Genomic DNA, 16,476 nt, shown 5'->3' with positions numbered 1-16,476 from the left:
AACTTTCTATCCCCTCGCTTACCCCGGGGTATACTCCCTCATATACCCACTCTATACCCCAGGGAGTAAGCGACTTTTACCTCTTCGTTTCACTCGTAAAAACCCATTAAAACAGTATTCTAGAGGCATCTTAAGTCAGTCACTGAGGTGTCATTATGAACATTCAATCCACTTTAAAAATAGCTGTAGTCGCAGCCTCTGCTTTCGCATTCTTCTTCGCACAACCTGCTGAAGCTGCAGACGGAAAAAATGCCTACAAAAAATACTGTCAAGCATGCCACCAACCAGCAGGTAAAGGGTTGGCAGGCGTATTCCCGCCACTTGCAGATAACCCAAATATTAAAGACAAACCCGATTACATCGCCCAAACCATTGTAAAAGGTAAATCGGGTGCGGTCACTGTCAACGGCACTACTTACAACGGCTCAATGCCTCCCATGGCGTACCTGAAAGACACAGACATTGCCGCCATTGTGAATTACGTCAATACCGAACTGGCTAACGGCAGCAGCACAATTCAAGCAGACGCTGTCGCAGGCTCTCGTTAATTTTAAATATCATATAAACAAGGAAGAGCAGTTATGAAATCTCTCAGTCTCTCAGTTATTAGCGCGTCTATTCTAGCAGCCGCAGCCTCTGTTTCAGCCCCTGTTGCTTTCGCTGACACTGAACTTAAGCACGACAGTGAATATGTCATTGACGGCAAAGTTTATGGTTTACCTGAAGCTAAAGTCTACCGCGAAGACTACAGTGGCCCCGCAGTTGTTGGTGACTATCTGACTCAAGTGCCTAATTTGGCAAAACTCGACTATGAAGGCAACAAAACGCACAACGTTCGCATGGACGTATTTTCACAAAAAGTGGAAGTTGCACCAGGCGTGAGCTACTCAGCATGGACATTTGGCGGCTCAGTACCCGGTCCGGTTTTGCATGTTCGTGAGGGTGACCGCGTTATTTTCAAAATGAAGAACCGCTCTGACGAAGAAGTAACTATTACTAAGCCAGTCAAAAATGGCTCGCCATTCTTGCAGCAGGTTCAGGCAAATACTTATCAGAACAACCAGCCTGTGGTTAACCCAATGCCTCACTCAATGGACTTCCACAGTGGCACTGTCGCGGCTGAAGACAAATGGCGCACTATTTCACCAGGCGAAACTATTGAGTTTGAATGGATTGCCAACTATGCCGGTACTTACATGTACCACTGTGGTACTTCCAGCGTGTTAATGCACACTGCAATGGGTCAGTACGGGGCAGTCGTTGTATCACCCAAAGACGGCTACCCGACAGAGCCGGACAAAGAGTACGTGTTAGTCCAGTCCGAACATTACTTAGAGGAAGTCGCTGAAGGTCAGTTCATATACAACCACGATGCAGCACTGAATCGCCAGCCTAGCCACGTTACTTTTAATGGTCACGTCGGTGCACTGAGTGACTCACCATTACGTGCTGATGAAGGCGACCGTGTGCGCTTACACGTATTAAACGCAGGACCTTCAGGCACTTCAAGCTTCCACGTTATTGGCGCTATCTTTGACCGAGTTTGGTACGAGGGCGACCCACGTAACGAATGGTATGGCATGCAGACTGTTCTGCTGGGCGCAAGCAACAGCGCAACTATCGACTTCATTGTGCCGGAAGAAGGCATTTACAAGCTGGTTGATCACGAATTTGCTGACGCAGAGCTTGGAGCGGCCGGCGCACTTATTGCCGGCCCACGTAAAGACAAATAAGGAGACGGTTATGGTTAAGTGGCTTGGAGTTGCGGGACTTATGTTCTCGACGCTAACAGCGTCACCGCTAGTACTCTCAGACCCAGTCCGTATTAACGGTGGCGAGTTTGAACCTCCAGTTCTGTTGGACAAGGAACGTCTTAGCATCGAAATTAATAGTTTCATGCTTGACGCAACTCCGGTCACTAACCAACTTTTTCTCGACTTTGTTAAAAGTCACCGTAAATGGCAGCGAGATAACATCGCTGCCCTGTTTCACGACGGAAATTACTTAAAGCACTGGCCGCAAAACAACGCCTACCCTGACGGTCAAGGTTAGCATCCGGTGACTTATGTGTCCTGGTTTGCTGCACGCGAGTATTGCGCCGCACAAGGCGGTCGTTTGCCCAGCCTCAATGAATGGGAATACGCTTCCGTTCAGTATCGTCAGCAACAAAATATAAGCGACGATGACTATGCGCGCGATTTATTCGCCTGGTACAGCCAGCCTCAAAGCGATGAACAAACGGTGAACGTTAATGCCACTGAACTCAGCCACATGTATGACCGGGTCAACGAATGGGTCGAAGACTACCAGTTGCTGTTAACTAACGGCGATGACGTTGATTTATTGTCAGGCTCTTGTGGCGACGGGGCTCGCTTCTTATCGAGCTTTACCAAAGCCAATTACGCCACTTTCTTTCGGTATCAGTCTCGTAGCGACTACGCACCTCAGAGCTCAACCAGCACTATGGGTTTTCGCTGCGCTTACGACATTTCTTCTGACACTATTGCCAGTAACGGAGACCAATTATGAATAACCTATTTAAACCAGCCGCTTATGCCGCATTGGTTCTATCAAGCGCCCTGCTTGCATTGGCTCCGGCTGTAGCACAAGACCATTCTCAGCATAAGCCCGGGCATGAGAATCATAAAAACCACACCTCGATGAAAGCCGCAAAAGTATCGCATTCTTCATCGGTGTATCAGTTTGATGCGCACTGGATAACACACAAAGGTGAGCATATGACACTGGCCGACTATGTTAAACAGTACAATCTAAACAGCGATAGTTGGGTCTTTTTACATGGTGAAGACCAGGACATTCGGACCTTAGCGACTGTCCTTGGGGTTCGCTACAGAAAGCGTCCTGACGGCGACTTCGACCATAGTAATTTAATTACCGTTTTGGACAAAAACGGTGTTATTGAACACCGCGTTGAAGGCTTAGGTCAGCCAATGGATAAAGCCGCAAAAGTCGTTGATACATTGATACAGCAGTAACAGTTCACGCTTTCGCTGTTGCATTAAGCTGAGTATTTTGTTCCACTAAAAAGGAATCTTGTCGGAGTGCCTCGTTACTCAAAAAGTAACAGGCTGAGACCGCAAAAAGCGGGATCCGTTGAACCTGATCAGGCTAATACCTGCGAAGGGAACAAGAGAGCAACAGCCAGGGATTCTCCCTTTTTCAGCGCTGTTGTTCCTTTCAACACTCCTGACAAGCATCTCTAAACCCTGTTATTTTTTTAGCTGGAGAGAATGCTATGTCATCAACAAACCGTCAAAACCGCCAACAGGCAGAGTCCTTTTTATCGTCTGTTTCAGGCCGTTACTTTCCTAACTCTACGCGCGAATTTATTCAAGGCAGCCAGCCTGACATTCATGTGCCATTTCGTCGTATCCATTTAAGCGAAACTCTGCATCAGCCTACACCCGGATTAAAGCCACCGCCGAACTTACCCGTCGACGTATACGATACCTCCAGTGTTTATGGTGACCCTAACTCCGTGGTCGATGTAAACACCGGATTAAAACCGCTACGCTCAGGTTGGATACGTGAAAGAACTAAAAACACTGATAAAAACCGAGTGACACAGTTAGCTTACGCTCGACGCGGTATTGTTACTCCGGAAATGGAGTTTATTGCTTTGCGGGAAAACATGGGACGGGAGCATTTATACAACCCGGTAACCCCGGAATTTGTTCGCGATGAAGTTGCCCAAGGTCGCGCCATTATTCCGGCGAATGTAAACCACCCAGAGTCTGAGCCGATGATTATTGGTCGTAACTTTTTGGTGAAAGTGAACGCCAATATCGGCAACTCGTCGGTTAGTTCTTCCATTGAAGAAGAAGTGGAAAAGCTCATTTGGGCAACACGCTGGGGAGCCGACACGGTCATGGACTTATCCACTGGCCGCAACATTCACCAAACTCGTGAGTGGATCCTCCGAAACAGCCCTGTTCCCATTGGTACCGTTCCTATCTATCAAGCATTGGAGCGCGTTAATGGTATTGCTGAAGACTTAACCTGGCCGGTATTTAAGGACGTCCTTTTGGAGCAAGCCGAACAAGGCGTTGACTACTTCACCATTCATGCCGGCGTACTGCATGACTTTATTGAGCTGACGGCTAACCGGGTGACTGGGATTGTCTCACGCGGTGGTTCAATTATGGCCAAATGGTGCATGGCGCACCGTCAGGAAAGCTTCCTGTATGAACATTTCCGCGATATTTGTGAAATATGCGCAAAATATGACGTATCGCTGTCACTGGGTGACGGCTTACGCCCAGGTTCCATTGCCGATGCCAATGACGATGCCCAATTCGCTGAACTGCGTGTTTTAGGCGAACTGACTCAAATAGCCTGGGAATATGACGTGCAAGTCATGATTGAAGGTCCTGGCCATGTGCCCATGCACAAAATTCAGGAAAACATGGACGAGCAGCTTAAGCATTGCCATGAAGCGCCTTTCTATACACTGGGACCATTAACTACTGACATTGCCCCCGGTTATGATCATATTACCTCCGGCATCGGTGCCGCCATGATTGGAGCCTTTGGCTGCGCCATGTTGTGCTACGTCACGCCTAAAGAACACTTGGGACTCCCCAACAAAGAGGACGTTAAACAAGGACTCATTGCTTACAAAATTGCAGCGCATGCGGCTGATCTGGCGAAAGGACATCCAGGCGCTCAGGCAAGGGACGATGCTATGTCTAAAGCCCGCTTTGAGTTTCGCTGGGAGGACCAATTTAACTTAGCTTTGGACCCAGTCACCGCGCGCAATTATCACGATGAAACCTTGCCGCAAGAGTCCAATAAAACAGCGCAATTCTGCTCAATGTGTGGCCCTAAATTCTGCTCCATGAAAATTTCTCACGAGGTTAGACAGTACTCTGGGCACTTAGGGAATGAACGCATCGATGTCACCTTTAAAGATGCCACGGCTGACGAAGTTGGAGCGGAGTCATGACTGACGCACCTTCTGAAAAACCTGTGGTTTGGACTATCGCAGGCTCTGACAGCGGCGGTGGCGCCGGCATTCAGGCCGACTTAAATACGTTTAGAAGCTTTAAATGTCATGGTTGCAGCATTATTACCACCGTAACGGCACAAAACTCTCTAACAGTAACGGGTTTGTATGAGTTAAGTGGCAATGCGATTGACGAGCAACTCAACTGCCTACTTAACGACTTGCCACCCGCGGCCATAAAAATTGGCTTACTCAGTAACCGTGAACAATTGGATGCGGTTGTCGATTTTCTAAGCCGCTGGCCCGACACAATAGAACGTCCTTTTGTGGTGTGGGATCCCGTTATGATCACCAGCCACAATGATACGTTATCAACGCTGACACTCGCGCAAAGTCACAAACTATTAGCCTTAGTCGATTTACTCACGCCGAATACTGACGAACTGTCGTGGTTAGCCGGCACTGAGGTGACCGATAAAAGAAGTGCGTTGAACGCCGCGGCTGCGGTTATTGAAAAAGGGGCGAACAGTGTTCTGGTAACCGGTGTTGAAACTGAGCAATACGGCAAAAATATTATACTTGATATTTATCGACCTAAACGCCCTCTTCTCGATGAGCCGTATCTTGTTTACTCGCAAGAGAAAGTCGCTACCAATAATAACCACGGTACCGGCTGCACGCTTTCTTCCGCCGTTGCTGCCGCAGCAGCGCAGGGATACCCGACAGAAGACGCTATCACACTGGCTAATGCCTATATTCATCATGGTTTATTGAGAGCAACCAGAATTGGTAAAGGCCCGGGCCCGGTTGCTCATACCCTTCGGCCAAACAGCCTAAAACACTTTCCGAATATAGAGGCTACTAACCTGCCTGTGCCAGGTTCAGAATTTCCCAGACTTAATAAGTCACCGGGTCTATATCCCGTTGTCGACTCTTTCAAATGGGTGCAGCACTTATTGCAGCTTGGCGTTAGAACACTGCAGTTAAGAATAAAAGGCAAACCCTCAGACTCTATAGAGCTGGAGATAAAGCGCAGTATTGAACTGGCTCGGTCGTATCAGGCACAACTCTTTATTAATGACCATTGGCAGCTTGCCATAAAACACGGTGCCTACGGCGTTCACCTGGGTCAGGAAGATTTACAAACGGCTGACTTGCAAGCGCTTCATTCAAACGGCCTTCGGCTGGGTATTTCCACTCACAGTTACACCGAAATACTCATCGCTTTGCGATATACGCCCTCTTACATAGCATTAGGGCATATTTTTGCAACGCAAACCAAAGAGATGCCATCAAAGCCGCAAGGGCTGGAGCATTTGACGAGCTATGTTTCTTTATTAAAACCCACGGGCATACCCACTGTGGCTATTGGCGGCATCTCTAAAGAGCGCATTGCGCAAGTCAAACAAACAGGTGTTAACGGCATTGCTTTAATCAGTGCCATTACAAAAGCTGCGAACACCGAAGCCGCCGTTATCGAGCTTAATCAGGAGTTGGAGGCTGCCTATGCTGACTGACCAACAAGCTCTGCGCTACAGCAGCAACCTACTTATCGATTCCATTGGTGAGCCGGGCCAACAACGTTTACTCGACAGCCAAGTACTGATTATTGGGTTAGGAGGCCTAGGAACTCCTGCCAGCCAATATCTGGCTTCATCCGGCGTTGGCCAGCTCACGTTAATGGATCATGACAATGTGTCACTGAGTAACCTACAGCGGCAAACCTTATACGGTAGTGCCGATATTGGATCGCTCAAGGTGACTCAGGCTGCACAGCGCCTAAGCGAGATTAATCCGGACGTCGACATTACGACGTTATCGCAGGCTGCTTCTGAGGACACTCTCAGAGACCACATTGGCACATCTGATATCGTGGTCGACTGCACCGATAATCGCGACACTCGATACCTTATTAACCGTTACTGTTACTGGCTTAACAAGCCACTTATCAGCGGTGCAGCACGAGGTTTCAACGGGCAAGTATTGGCATTAAAGCCAAGCGCCGACCATGGTTGTTATCAGTGTCTGTACCCGGCCTCGGTTAAAGAGCCGCTTAACTGCACTAATGCCGGCATTGCGGCCCCAGTCGTTGGCATTATAGGAGCCATGCAGGCACTACTCGCTATTCAATACCTAACGCTACACGAGATGCCCTGGGGTCGGCTGAAGTCGTTTGACGGCCTTATTCACCGCTGGCAGAAAGCCGAGTTGCCAAAGTCTACAACATGCCCAATTTGCGGAGGTGAACATGCAAATAACCGTTAATGGCAAACCTGAAACAGTCAACAACTCGCTGCGTTTATCGGAATTTTTTGAGCATCAACAAATTAACACTGCGGCTATTGCTGTTGCCGTCAACGGCGTTGTTATCCATCGTGAGAATTGGCATGAACATAGGCTGAATAACGATGACTCACTGACCATTATTCAAGCGGTTGCAGGAGGTTAAAATGCTTACTATTGTGGAAAAAAACTTTAGCTCCAGGCTGTTCATTGGCAGCGGCAAATACAGCAGCGCAGATATAATGAAAGCCTCTATTCACGCTTCAGGCAGTGAGCTGATTACACTGGCCTTAAAGCGCGTCGACTTGAACCAACCAACAGATGATATTGTCACGCCGATTAAAGAGTTAGGCCTCAGCTTATTACCAAACACCTCCGGTGCAAAAACCGCTGACGAAGCCATTTACGCTGCCCGACTAGCTCGTGAGGCACTGCAAACCAACTGGTTAAAGCTGGAGATACATCCTGATCCCAACTACCTCCTACCCGACCCTATCGAAACCTTAAAAGCTGCTGAGCAGCTGGTGAAAGAAGGCTTTATTGTTATGCCCTACTGTGGCGCCGATCCGGTATTGTGCAAACGTTTGGAAGAAGTGGGCTGCGCAGCGGTAATGCCGCTGGGCTCACCTATTGGCTCAAACAAAGGCCTTATTACCCGTGACTTCCTGCACATTATTGTCGAGCAAGCATCGGTCCCTGTTGTGGTGGATGCTGGTATTGGTGCCCCCAGCCACGCTGCTGAAGCCATGGAAATGGGAGCTGACGCCGTGCTGGTTAATACCGCCATTGCAACAGCACATGACCCGGTAGCAATGGCAAATGCATTTCGCCAGAGCGTTTGTGCAGGCAGAATAGCTTTTGAAGCGGGTCTCTCCGGTATAGCACCCAGTACTCGCGACAGCTCAATGAATGCCAGTGCTTCAAGTCCACTGACCGAGTTTCTAGAGGCCTTATGAGTAAGAGTTTTTATGATATTTGGCAGCAACTTCGCTGGGATGACATTAGGCTTAAGCTTTACAGCACAAGTGCCACCGATGTCGAGCGTGCGTTGAGTAGAAGCACGCTCACCAGCGACGACTTTATGGCTTTGTTATCACCGGCAGCAGAGAGCTACCTTCCCGCTTTAGCCGAACGGTCACGCATGCTAACGCGACAACGCTTCGGAAATACATTGCAGCTCTTTATTCCATTGTATCTGTCAAATTTGTGCGCCAACGATTGTAGTTACTGCGGTTTTTCAATGAGCAACCGCTTAAAAAGAAAAACCTTGTCTCTGGATGAAATTGAGCGGGAGTGCCGCGCGATAAAAGCGAAGGGTTTTGACACGGTTCTCATTGTTACCGGAGAGCACGAAACCAAAGTCGGCATCGAATACTTCCGGCAGGCCATGCCAATAATTAAACGCTACTTCAGCTATGTGATGTTTGAAGTTCAGCCGCTATCGACAAGCGAGTACAAGCAACTCAAAGGTCTCGGCCTGGATGCGGTAATGGTATACCAGGAAACCTATAACTCCCTAACCTACGCTCAACACCATTTAAAAGGCAAAAAACGGGACTTCCGTTGGCGCCTTGAAACACCGGATAGGCTCGGTGCATGCGGCATGGATAAAATAGGTCTTGGGTCGTTGATTGGACTGGAAGACTGGCGTATCGACAGTACCTTCACGGCAATACACCTCGACTATATGCGCAAACGCTACTGGCGCAGTCGATACTCGTTGTCATTTCCACGTTTACGCCCCTGTACCGGCGGCGTTGCTGGCAGCAAGGACATGACGAACAAGCAACTCGTACAACTTATTTGCGCATACCGCCTGAGGTTTCCAGACGTAGAGCTCAGCTTGTCAACGCGTGAGCAAGAAGGTTTACGAGATGGGCTATTCAGCTTAGGTGTTACCTCGGTCAGTGCTGAGTCCAAAACACAGCCTGGCGGTTATGCCAACGAAAAAGAAGAGCTGGAGCAGTTTTCAATAGACGATGACCGCTCTGTCAACGAGGTGGCCGAGGCCATAAAAGCAAAAGGGTTGCAGCCTGTCTGGACCGACTGGCTTAATGAGCTATCCGCAAAGCCACCTGAAACTTTTTCCAGTCCAGAGTAGCAACCAATAATAGCTCGCGCAGCGTGAGGGTGCGCGGGTTAATTCGACCTTTGTGATTCCACTGATGCCCACAACAGGCAGCTGTCATAACTCGCTTATTGGGCTTGAGTAACGTATCTTCTTCATGCTCGCCCTGCCCGGCAAAGTCTAACCAGCCTCGGTAGTTCAACCGCAAACGCTGTTTATCGGTGTCCACCCGATCAATACTATCGAGCATAATGGTAGTAAATTCCGGGGTTCTATAAAGTACCGGCACAACCAGACCTAAAGCGGCATGCTTTGAGAACCAGGGAATTTGTTTTTCTGCTGAAGTACCCGATGAAGGTACTTTCGTCGGCTGCGGTGCCTGCCAACTGGCATTTTGAACGTCCAGCTTTAGCGGAGACTGCTTAGCGGCATTCAAACAGCCGTGAGCGGCATGACGTATATAGTGAGGTAAGCTGGCTAAACGGCGTTGCAGTGCAGCAACCGGCATGTCATCGACTTGCGACAGTTGCTGCAATTCGCGTTCATACAGCGCAGAGCACAGCTCGGCAAAATCGCCTTGCTGTGCCAGCGGCTGAAATATGTCAGCTTGTTGATTAGCCAGCGTTGACTTCCTGTCGTCCGCGGTAAGGCGCTTGGCCATTCAAATCGCCCTCTATACGCAATAGTTGGTTGTACTTAGCAACCCGGTCAGAGCGGCACAGTGAACCAGTTTTAATTTGCCCGGCGGCTGTACCCACGGCTAAGTCTGCAATAGTGGCGTCTTCGGTTTCACCTGAACGGTGAGAAATAACCGCCGAATAACCAGCTTCACGCGCCATTGCAATCGCTGCTAAGGTTTCTGTCAGGCTACCAATCTGATTAAATTTAATCAAAATTGAATTAGCAATCGACTTGTCGATGCCTTCTTTCAGAATACGCGTATTCGTGACAAACAGGTCATCACCCACCAACTGAACTTTGCGGCCCAGTTTTTCGGTTAAAACTTTCCAACCATCCCAGTCGCTTTCGTCCAGACCGTCTTCAATAGAAATAATTGGGTAACGGTCACAAAGCTCTGCCAGATAGTCGGCAAACTCTTCCGCAGTAAATGACTTGCCTTCACCTGACAACTCATATTTTCCATCACGGTAAAATTCAGAGGCTGCGCAGTCTAATGCCAGCGTAATGTCGCTGCCCATTTTGTAGCCCGCGTTTTCAACCGCTTCAACAATAACCTGCAAGGCTTCTTCATTAGATGCCAGGTTTGGTGCGAAGCCGCCTTCGTCACCCACCGCCGTGCTTAAACCACGCTGCTGCAGAACCTTTTTCAGAGCATGGAATACTTCAGCGCCCATACGCAGGCCTTCTTTAAAGCTGTCAGCGCCAACCGGCTGGATCATAAACTCCTGAATGTCGACGTTATTGTCTGCGTGCTCACCACCATTAAGAATATTCATCATAGGCAGTGGCATGCTGTATTTACCGCTGGTGTTGTTCAGGTTCGCAATGTGCTGATAAAGCTCAACGCCCTGACTCAACGCTGCTGCTTTCGCTACCGCCAAAGACACCGCCAAAATAGCGTTTGCGCCCAGCTTTTCTTTATTGTCAGTACCGTCTAACTTCAACATAATGTTGTCGATAGCGTCCTGGCTGTCAGCGTCTTTGCCCATTAAAGCTTCAGCAATAGCGCCATTAATATTAGCGACAGCGGTTTGTACGCCTTTACCGAGGTAACGCGACTTGTCACCGTCACGCAGCTCTAACGCCTCACGTGAACCGGTTGACGCACCACTTGGTGCTGCGGCACGACCCATGTGACCAGACTCTAAATAAACATCGGCTTCTACGGTTGGGTTACCGCGAGAATCCATAATTTCGCGACCAACAACTTTAACAATCTTGCTCATGCTTCAATCCTGTTTAATGCGTAACGTTTCGTTAAGTGACTCAATTAAGCCATGCGCTCTTTACGGAATTTACCCGCGGCTTCGATAAAGCCTTTAAATAACGGATGCCCATCGCGCGGCGTTGATGTGAATTCCGGATGGAACTGCACCGCCACAAACCATGGGTGTTTCGGGTTTTCCAGAATTTCAACTAACTGCTTGTCGTGCGAGTAACCGGTAATTTTTAAGCCCGCTTTTTCCAACGGCTCAATGTAATGGTTATTCACTTCGTAGCGATGACGGTGGCGCTCTTCAATCACCTCTTTACCGTACATATCAAGCGCTTTTGAGCCTTTTTCCAAGTGGCACTCCTGTGACCCAAGGCGCATGGTACCACCCAAGTCAGAATGCTTGTCTCGCAGCTCTTTCTGACCGTTAGCATCCATCCACTCTGTGATAAGACCCACAACAGGATCGCTGCAATTTTCGTCAAACTCGGTGCTGTTCGCGCCAGATAAGCCTGCAACATTGCGTGCAAATTCAATCATAGCCACTTGCATACCTAAACAAATGCCTAAGTATGGAATGTTGTTCTCACGTGCGTATTTCGCCGCAATAAGCTTGCCTTCAATACCACGATCACCAAAACCACCAGGAACCAGAATCGCATCCACATCTTCTAGCTTGGACGTACCTTTGGTTTCTAAATCTTGTGAGTCGATGTAACGAATATTAACGGTTAAGCGGTTTTTAAGCCCAGCATGCGCTAGCGCTTCGTTTACCGATTTGTAGGCATCCGGCAGCTCAACGTACTTACCGACAAAGCCGACAGTTACTTCACCATTCGGGTTCGACTCTTGATACAGAACCTCTTCCCACTCGTGCAAGTCGGCTTCAGGACAGTCTAAACGGAAGCGATGAGTAACAATTTCATCCAGCCCCTGCGCTTTTAACATAGACGGGATTTTGTAAATGCTGTCAACGTCGCGTAAGCCGATAACCGCACGCTCTTCTACATTGGTAAACAAGGCGATTTTCGAGCGTTCAGACGCCGGCAATGAGCGGTCAGAACGACACACCAGAACGTCAGGCTGGATACCAATAGAACGCAGTTCTTTTACAGAGTGCTGAGTTGGCTTGGTTTTCACCTCACCTGCTGCGCCTAAGAACGGCACTAAGGTCAGGTGCATAAATAAAGTATGGTCGCGGCCAATTTCCGTGCCTAACTGGCGAATAGCTTCCAGGAAAGGTTGCGACTCTATGTCACCGACGGTGCCACCAATTTCAATAATGGCAATATCGAAACCTTCGCTGCCTTCAATGACACGGCGCTTAATTTCGTTGGTAATGTGAGGAATGACCTGAATGGTCGCCCCTAAAAACTCACCTTTACGCTCACGGCGAATAATGTCTTCATAGACACGGCCGGTGGTAAAGTTGTTGTTGCTGGTCATGCGAGTGCGAATGAAGCGCTCGTAATGACCAAGGTCAAGGTCGGTCTCAGCCCCGTCTACGGTAACGAATACTTCACCGTGCTGAGTCGGGCTCATGGTGCCTGGATCTACGTTAATGTAGGGGTCCAGTTTCATGATAGTTACGTTTAAGCCCCGTGCTTCAAGAATTGCCGCCAAGGAGGCTGCAGCAATGCCTTTACCCAGCGAGGATACAACTCCGCCGGTTACGAAAATATAGTTTGTCGCCATGTGATACCCAGTTGGTCAGGTCGAATTTGGGATTGCTTTAAGACGGGAAAGTAGTATACCGAAAGACGGGCATGACGACAAATGAAAAAGCGCGCAACCTAGTCTTTAAGTACGCCGGTTTGCTAGTATAGCGCCAGCAAAAGTCTATTTGGGAGTTAGTTTATGTCATCCTGCTGTGGCAGTTCATGCAGTACCACGCAAGATCATATCGATAAATCACAGCGAAAACTGCTTTGGACAGTATTAGTCCTTAACGGGGTTATGTTTTTTGTGGAGTTCATTGCCGGTTGGTTAGCACAGTCCAGTGGACTTATTGCGGACTCACTGGATATGCTGGCCGATACACTCGTTTATGGCGTCAGTTTATACGCTGTTGGTAAAGCCATTAAATACAAAGCCAACGCAGCTATTTTTAACGGAACACTGCAAACCTTATTGGCGTTATTAGTATTAGCTGACGTAGTGCAGCGATTAGTCTTCGGCAGCGCACCCAATGCAAACATGATGCTATGGGTTGCAGGTTTGGCATTGGTGGTTAACGTAGCTTGCTTTGCCCTTCTTTACAGCTCCAGAAACGGCGATATTAATATTCGCGCCAGCTGGATATGTTCTCGCAACGACATGCTCATGAACACCGGTGTCATTATTTCTGCGCTTCTGGTCGCTCAGCTCAATATGGCGTGGCCAGACTTAGTGATAGCAACAGTAATTGCCTTGGTTGTGTTGCGTTCTGCAATACGCATTATTCGCGATGCGCGAGCCGTTAAGGCGGGAGAGAAAGCAGATATATCGGGGTGTTGTGGTTAAAACCGCAACACCCGATTGCGCACTAACTGGATTGGTCGTTTGGTTGTTCAATATCTTCGAACTTAAACGGCCCTTTTGTTTCACTTCTCACAACGACACTGCCCGCTAAAAGATCATGCCACCCTTGCTTGCGCTTTGCCCAACCTATCCAGAAAAAGCCAAGAAATAGCGGAATAGCCGCTGGAATATACGCAAAGTAACGGCCAATTGCCTTACCTACGCTCAGCTTGTCACCCGTTTTTTCGTCAACAACGCGCAGCTTCAGTAACATTTTCCCCGGCGTACCTAGATATTTCACCCAGAAGAAAATAGTGAGGACTACCGGCAAAATATAATTTAATAACAGGTCCCAGAAGCCGTAAATCATTTCATTGCCTTCCCAATAAACCTGGCCGTATATAAACGACGCTGGTAAAGCGAAAACAATGAGCATAATGATTGAGTCAATGATGACTGCCAGCAGGCGAATCCAAAAGCCGGCATATTGTGCGTGTTGTTCCATTGTTCCTTTCCTTTGTTTTTATTGTTAGCACGTTTTTTTAATTTTCATTTAAAAGGTAGGCTCTAAACTCTCGTTCTTCTCTGAACACAAATAGAATATTAACTGTGCCATCTTGTTCGCGATAAATAATGCGACAGGGAGAAGCGATGACTTCTCTGTATACCGAGCTTTGAAGTTCAGGGGGAACCCTACCTGAAAGAGGAAATTCACTTAGCCTATCTGTTTTATTAAATACAGACTTCACTAACTTTTCAGCAGCTGCCCCATTATCTAACGCAATATACTCTGCAATATCATTGAGATCTTGTAATGCTGAATGTGTCCATATTACTTCAGCCATTTACTCATTTTCTTCTTGGCCTCATTCTGACTATACGTTCTTCCGTGAAGTAAGTCCCGCTCTCCTCTTGAGAGCCCCTCTAAAAGCGCTAAACGCTTTTGCATTAATTCATAATCTTTAATGTCCACCAAATAAGCCGATGGTTGTCCGTGTTCCGTTATCAAGACCGGCTCTTTCGATGAATGTAAATCAGCCAATATTTTTGTCGCCTGACGCTTTAGACTTGTAACAAGCTCTACTTTCATAGCATACCGCCTAGTCATCTATCTCATAGTGATACTATAGTAGCACTTATGACGATTTTCTATTTAATCTTATAAACATGCTTTCTATGAGCCACTTTCACCACGGTTACAACAAGCTCTTCATCTTTAATTTCATATATAATTCTGTAAACGCCCTGCCTGACTCGGTAACGCTCTTGCCCAGATAACTTTTCACAACCTATCGGCCTTGGGTCTTCAATTAAGCGGTTAATCCTTTGTAAAACCCGTTCCACGTCAGAGTTTGGGATGGCACGAAAATCTTTTGCGACAGACCGTTTAAAGACAACTTTATATTTTGCCATGGGCTTTCAAGTCATCTAATAAAGCTTCATAACTTATCGTTGGCTCGGCTACTCGGTCCTCAAAAGCGGCTAGATCTTCTTGATCTTCTGCTAACGCAGCTCTGACTGCATCATTAACAATATCCGAAACAGAGCGATGCGTATGCGCCGACTTCAATCTCAACGCAGCATGTAATTGAGGGTCAAAGTAAATCGTTGACCGCTTTGTTGTCTCGCTCATGATACTCTCCTACACTTAAAGCACCATGACATTATAGCACCAAGACGTTATAGCACCAAGACGTTATAGCGTTAACTTTTCTAGATACTCTTTCAACACCACGGCATTGTTGTGCTCAGTATCTTTAGAGGAATACAGCAGTGTGACTTTTTCACTACTAGCCTTGCTTGCTAAGTCGCGTAAGGCTTCTTTATGTTTTTTTAATTCAGATAGGTAGCGATTGCGAAAGTCGCCCCACTCAGAGCGATTACTGTGAAACCATTGACGAAGCTCATCGGAAGGCGCTATGTCTTTTATCCATTCATCAAGGTTGGCTGCATCTTTTGAAATGCCACGAGGCCAGAGTTTATCCACCAAAACTCGGTAACCGTCGTCAGATGATGCATCGTCATAGATGCGTTTGAGCTGGATAGTCATATTCTAACTATTCCTTGTTCGTAGTTTTTCTTCGCAGCAACTTAAATACTCGCTGATATAACCATGAAGCGGTCACTGCAATTGTTACAAACACGCCTAAATCAATTAGGAAGTTCGCGATATCAAAGTCATCACTGAGTGGGTTGTACTGTGAGCCTAAGCTATACATAAGTGCTTCAGTCATAATCACAGCGACAATAATAGGCACGACAGTAGATCCAAATGGCTGTTGGGCAGTTGACTCACTCATGGCTATGCTCCCGAATATCCGTTAGCACGTTCTTCACTAAATTTGCACATGCGCCAACAGATATAAACCTGACGTATTCATAATCTCCACTAAGAACTTTCCGCTTCAAGTGCTTTACGTTTGCGTATTTCGGGGTCATCCGGACATTGATTTCGGTCTGAGCCGGACAAGCATTTCGGTATCATCCGGACAGTGATTTCGGCGTCGTCCGGACAACCGTTTCGGTCTCATCCGGACAAGTTTTTCTTCCCTCGCTTTTCGAGTTTCGGCATAACAGAGTTTTTATCTGTGAGCCGAGGCAATCATGACTAAAGCAAAGAAAAAAGCGAGGACGGATATGCGGACTTATCTGGACATTTTTCGTTTGAAGTTTGAGCGGCGGATGACTGATCGGCAAATAGCATTAACGCTGAACATCGGTCGCTCAACCGTCAACAACATCCTGACCCGGTTCCGAAGTTTACAG

22 protein-coding genes and 1 riboswitch are annotated in these 16,476 nt (G+C 47.7%); of the genes, 12 read left to right on the top strand and 10 right to left on the bottom strand.

From position 1 onward, the window contains the following. Positions 1-155: 155 nt before the first annotated feature. The 11 genes from BLT32_RS05400 to thiH all read left to right on the top strand — a co-directional run bounded on the left by BLT32_RS05400 (position 156) and on the right by thiH (position 9,350). Positions 156-548 (top strand): c-type cytochrome, encoded by a 393-nt coding sequence (locus tag BLT32_RS05400; RefSeq protein WP_053953511.1) that lies wholly within the window; start codon positions 156-158, stop codon positions 546-548. A 33-nt stretch (positions 549-581) separates the two neighbouring features. Continuing rightward, positions 582-1,733, top strand: coding sequence for a multicopper oxidase domain-containing protein (locus BLT32_RS05395; RefSeq protein WP_053953510.1), 1,152 nt, complete (start codon positions 582-584; stop codon positions 1,731-1,733). Positions 1,734-1,743: 10 nt separating this feature from the next. Beyond that, positions 1,744-2,052 carry a formylglycine-generating enzyme family protein gene (locus BLT32_RS13045; RefSeq protein ID WP_235443976.1) on the top strand — a complete coding sequence of 103 codons (309 nt, stop codon included), beginning with the start codon at positions 1,744-1,746 and terminating at the stop codon, positions 2,050-2,052. Between the two features lie 6 nt (positions 2,053-2,058). Beyond that, complete coding sequence (locus BLT32_RS13040; protein ID WP_321163936.1) at positions 2,059-2,529, top strand: formylglycine-generating enzyme family protein; 471 nt, start codon at positions 2,059-2,061, stop codon at positions 2,527-2,529. Then, a complete protein-coding gene (locus tag BLT32_RS05385) occupies positions 2,526-2,996 on the top strand; it encodes an SCO family protein (RefSeq protein WP_053953509.1) in 471 nt (156 codons plus the stop codon). The genes BLT32_RS13040 and BLT32_RS05385 overlap by 4 nt, the downstream gene beginning before the upstream one ends. 52 nt (positions 2,997-3,048) lie before the next feature. Then, positions 3,049-3,164: riboswitch (TPP riboswitch) on the top strand. A 92-nt stretch (positions 3,165-3,256) separates the two neighbouring features. Next, a complete protein-coding gene (thiC, locus tag BLT32_RS05380; protein ID WP_053953508.1) occupies positions 3,257-4,966 on the top strand; it encodes a phosphomethylpyrimidine synthase ThiC in 1,710 nt (569 codons plus the stop codon). Next, entirely contained in the window at positions 4,963-6,483 is a 1,521-nt protein-coding gene (thiE, locus tag BLT32_RS05375) for a thiamine phosphate synthase (protein WP_053953507.1), read from the top strand. Before thiC ends, thiE begins: the two co-directional genes overlap by 4 nt. Continuing rightward, on the top strand, positions 6,473-7,231 hold the full coding sequence (locus tag BLT32_RS05370) for a HesA/MoeB/ThiF family protein (protein WP_053953506.1): 759 nt from the start codon (positions 6,473-6,475) through the stop codon (positions 7,229-7,231). The genes thiE and BLT32_RS05370 overlap by 11 nt, the downstream gene beginning before the upstream one ends. Then, complete coding sequence (thiS, locus tag BLT32_RS05365) at positions 7,215-7,415, top strand: sulfur carrier protein ThiS (protein WP_053953505.1); 201 nt, start codon at positions 7,215-7,217, stop codon at positions 7,413-7,415. The genes BLT32_RS05370 and thiS overlap by 17 nt, the downstream gene beginning before the upstream one ends. A 1-nt stretch (position 7,416) precedes the next feature. After that, positions 7,417-8,205 carry a thiazole synthase gene (locus BLT32_RS05360; RefSeq protein WP_053953504.1) on the top strand — a complete coding sequence of 263 codons (789 nt, stop codon included), beginning with the start codon at positions 7,417-7,419 and terminating at the stop codon, positions 8,203-8,205. Next, positions 8,202-9,350, top strand: a complete 1,149-nt coding sequence (thiH, locus tag BLT32_RS05355; protein WP_053953503.1) for a 2-iminoacetate synthase ThiH — start codon at positions 8,202-8,204, stop codon at positions 9,348-9,350. Before BLT32_RS05360 ends, thiH begins: the two co-directional genes overlap by 4 nt. On the opposite strand, the gene BLT32_RS05350 is transcribed toward thiH, so the two are convergent. The 3 genes from BLT32_RS05350 to BLT32_RS05340 are packed head-to-tail and all read right to left on the bottom strand — an operon-like array spanning position 9,301 to position 12,906. Further along, positions 9,301-9,978 (bottom strand): hypothetical protein, encoded by a 678-nt coding sequence (locus tag BLT32_RS05350; RefSeq protein ID WP_053953502.1) that lies wholly within the window; start codon positions 9,976-9,978, stop codon positions 9,301-9,303. The genes thiH and BLT32_RS05350 overlap by 50 nt on opposite strands. Continuing rightward, positions 9,932-11,224, bottom strand: coding sequence for a phosphopyruvate hydratase (eno, locus tag BLT32_RS05345; protein ID WP_053953501.1), 1,293 nt, complete (start codon positions 11,222-11,224; stop codon positions 9,932-9,934). The genes BLT32_RS05350 and eno overlap by 47 nt, the downstream gene beginning before the upstream one ends. A gap of 44 nt (positions 11,225-11,268) precedes the next feature. Continuing rightward, complete coding sequence (locus BLT32_RS05340) at positions 11,269-12,906, bottom strand: CTP synthase (protein ID WP_053953500.1); 1,638 nt, start codon at positions 12,904-12,906, stop codon at positions 11,269-11,271. A gap of 162 nt (positions 12,907-13,068) precedes the next feature. Between BLT32_RS05340 and BLT32_RS05335 the strand changes: the two genes are divergently transcribed. Continuing rightward, a complete protein-coding gene (locus BLT32_RS05335) occupies positions 13,069-13,713 on the top strand; it encodes a cation diffusion facilitator family transporter (protein ID WP_053953499.1) in 645 nt (214 codons plus the stop codon). Between the two features lie 22 nt (positions 13,714-13,735). On the opposite strand, the gene BLT32_RS05330 is transcribed toward BLT32_RS05335, so the two are convergent. From BLT32_RS05330 to BLT32_RS05300, 7 genes are all read right to left on the bottom strand, one after another. Beyond that, positions 13,736-14,215, bottom strand: a complete 480-nt coding sequence (locus BLT32_RS05330) for an RDD family protein (RefSeq protein ID WP_053953498.1) — start codon at positions 14,213-14,215, stop codon at positions 13,736-13,738. Positions 14,216-14,252: 37 nt separating this feature from the next. After that, a complete protein-coding gene (locus BLT32_RS05325) occupies positions 14,253-14,555 on the bottom strand; it encodes a type II toxin-antitoxin system RelE/ParE family toxin (RefSeq protein ID WP_053953497.1) in 303 nt (100 codons plus the stop codon). Beyond that, complete coding sequence (locus BLT32_RS05320; protein ID WP_053953496.1) at positions 14,543-14,800, bottom strand: type II toxin-antitoxin system Phd/YefM family antitoxin; 258 nt, start codon at positions 14,798-14,800, stop codon at positions 14,543-14,545. The genes BLT32_RS05325 and BLT32_RS05320 overlap by 13 nt, the downstream gene beginning before the upstream one ends. 59 nt (positions 14,801-14,859) lie before the next feature. After that, complete coding sequence (locus BLT32_RS05315) at positions 14,860-15,123, bottom strand: type II toxin-antitoxin system RelE family toxin (protein WP_053953495.1); 264 nt, start codon at positions 15,121-15,123, stop codon at positions 14,860-14,862. Beyond that, complete coding sequence (locus tag BLT32_RS05310; protein WP_053953494.1) at positions 15,110-15,343, bottom strand: hypothetical protein; 234 nt, start codon at positions 15,341-15,343, stop codon at positions 15,110-15,112. Before BLT32_RS05310 ends, BLT32_RS05315 begins: the two co-directional genes overlap by 14 nt. A gap of 63 nt (positions 15,344-15,406) precedes the next feature. Beyond that, positions 15,407-15,760, bottom strand: coding sequence for a DUF488 domain-containing protein (locus tag BLT32_RS05305; protein ID WP_053953493.1), 354 nt, complete (start codon positions 15,758-15,760; stop codon positions 15,407-15,409). Between the two features lie 7 nt (positions 15,761-15,767). Next, the gene (locus tag BLT32_RS05300; protein WP_053953492.1) at positions 15,768-16,010 is read right to left on the bottom strand and encodes a hypothetical protein; all 243 of its coding nucleotides are present in this window, start codon (positions 16,008-16,010) and stop codon (positions 15,768-15,770) included. Positions 16,011-16,476 lie beyond the last annotated feature (466 nt).

Origin of the sequence: Idiomarina zobellii, assembly GCF_900100855.1 — a bacterium.
In the GTDB taxonomy this organism is placed as follows: Bacteria; Pseudomonadota; Gammaproteobacteria; order Enterobacterales; family Alteromonadaceae; genus Idiomarina; species Idiomarina zobellii.
The sequence above is the reverse complement of the archived record's forward strand: the minus strand, read 5'-3'. Positions and strand labels throughout refer to the sequence as shown.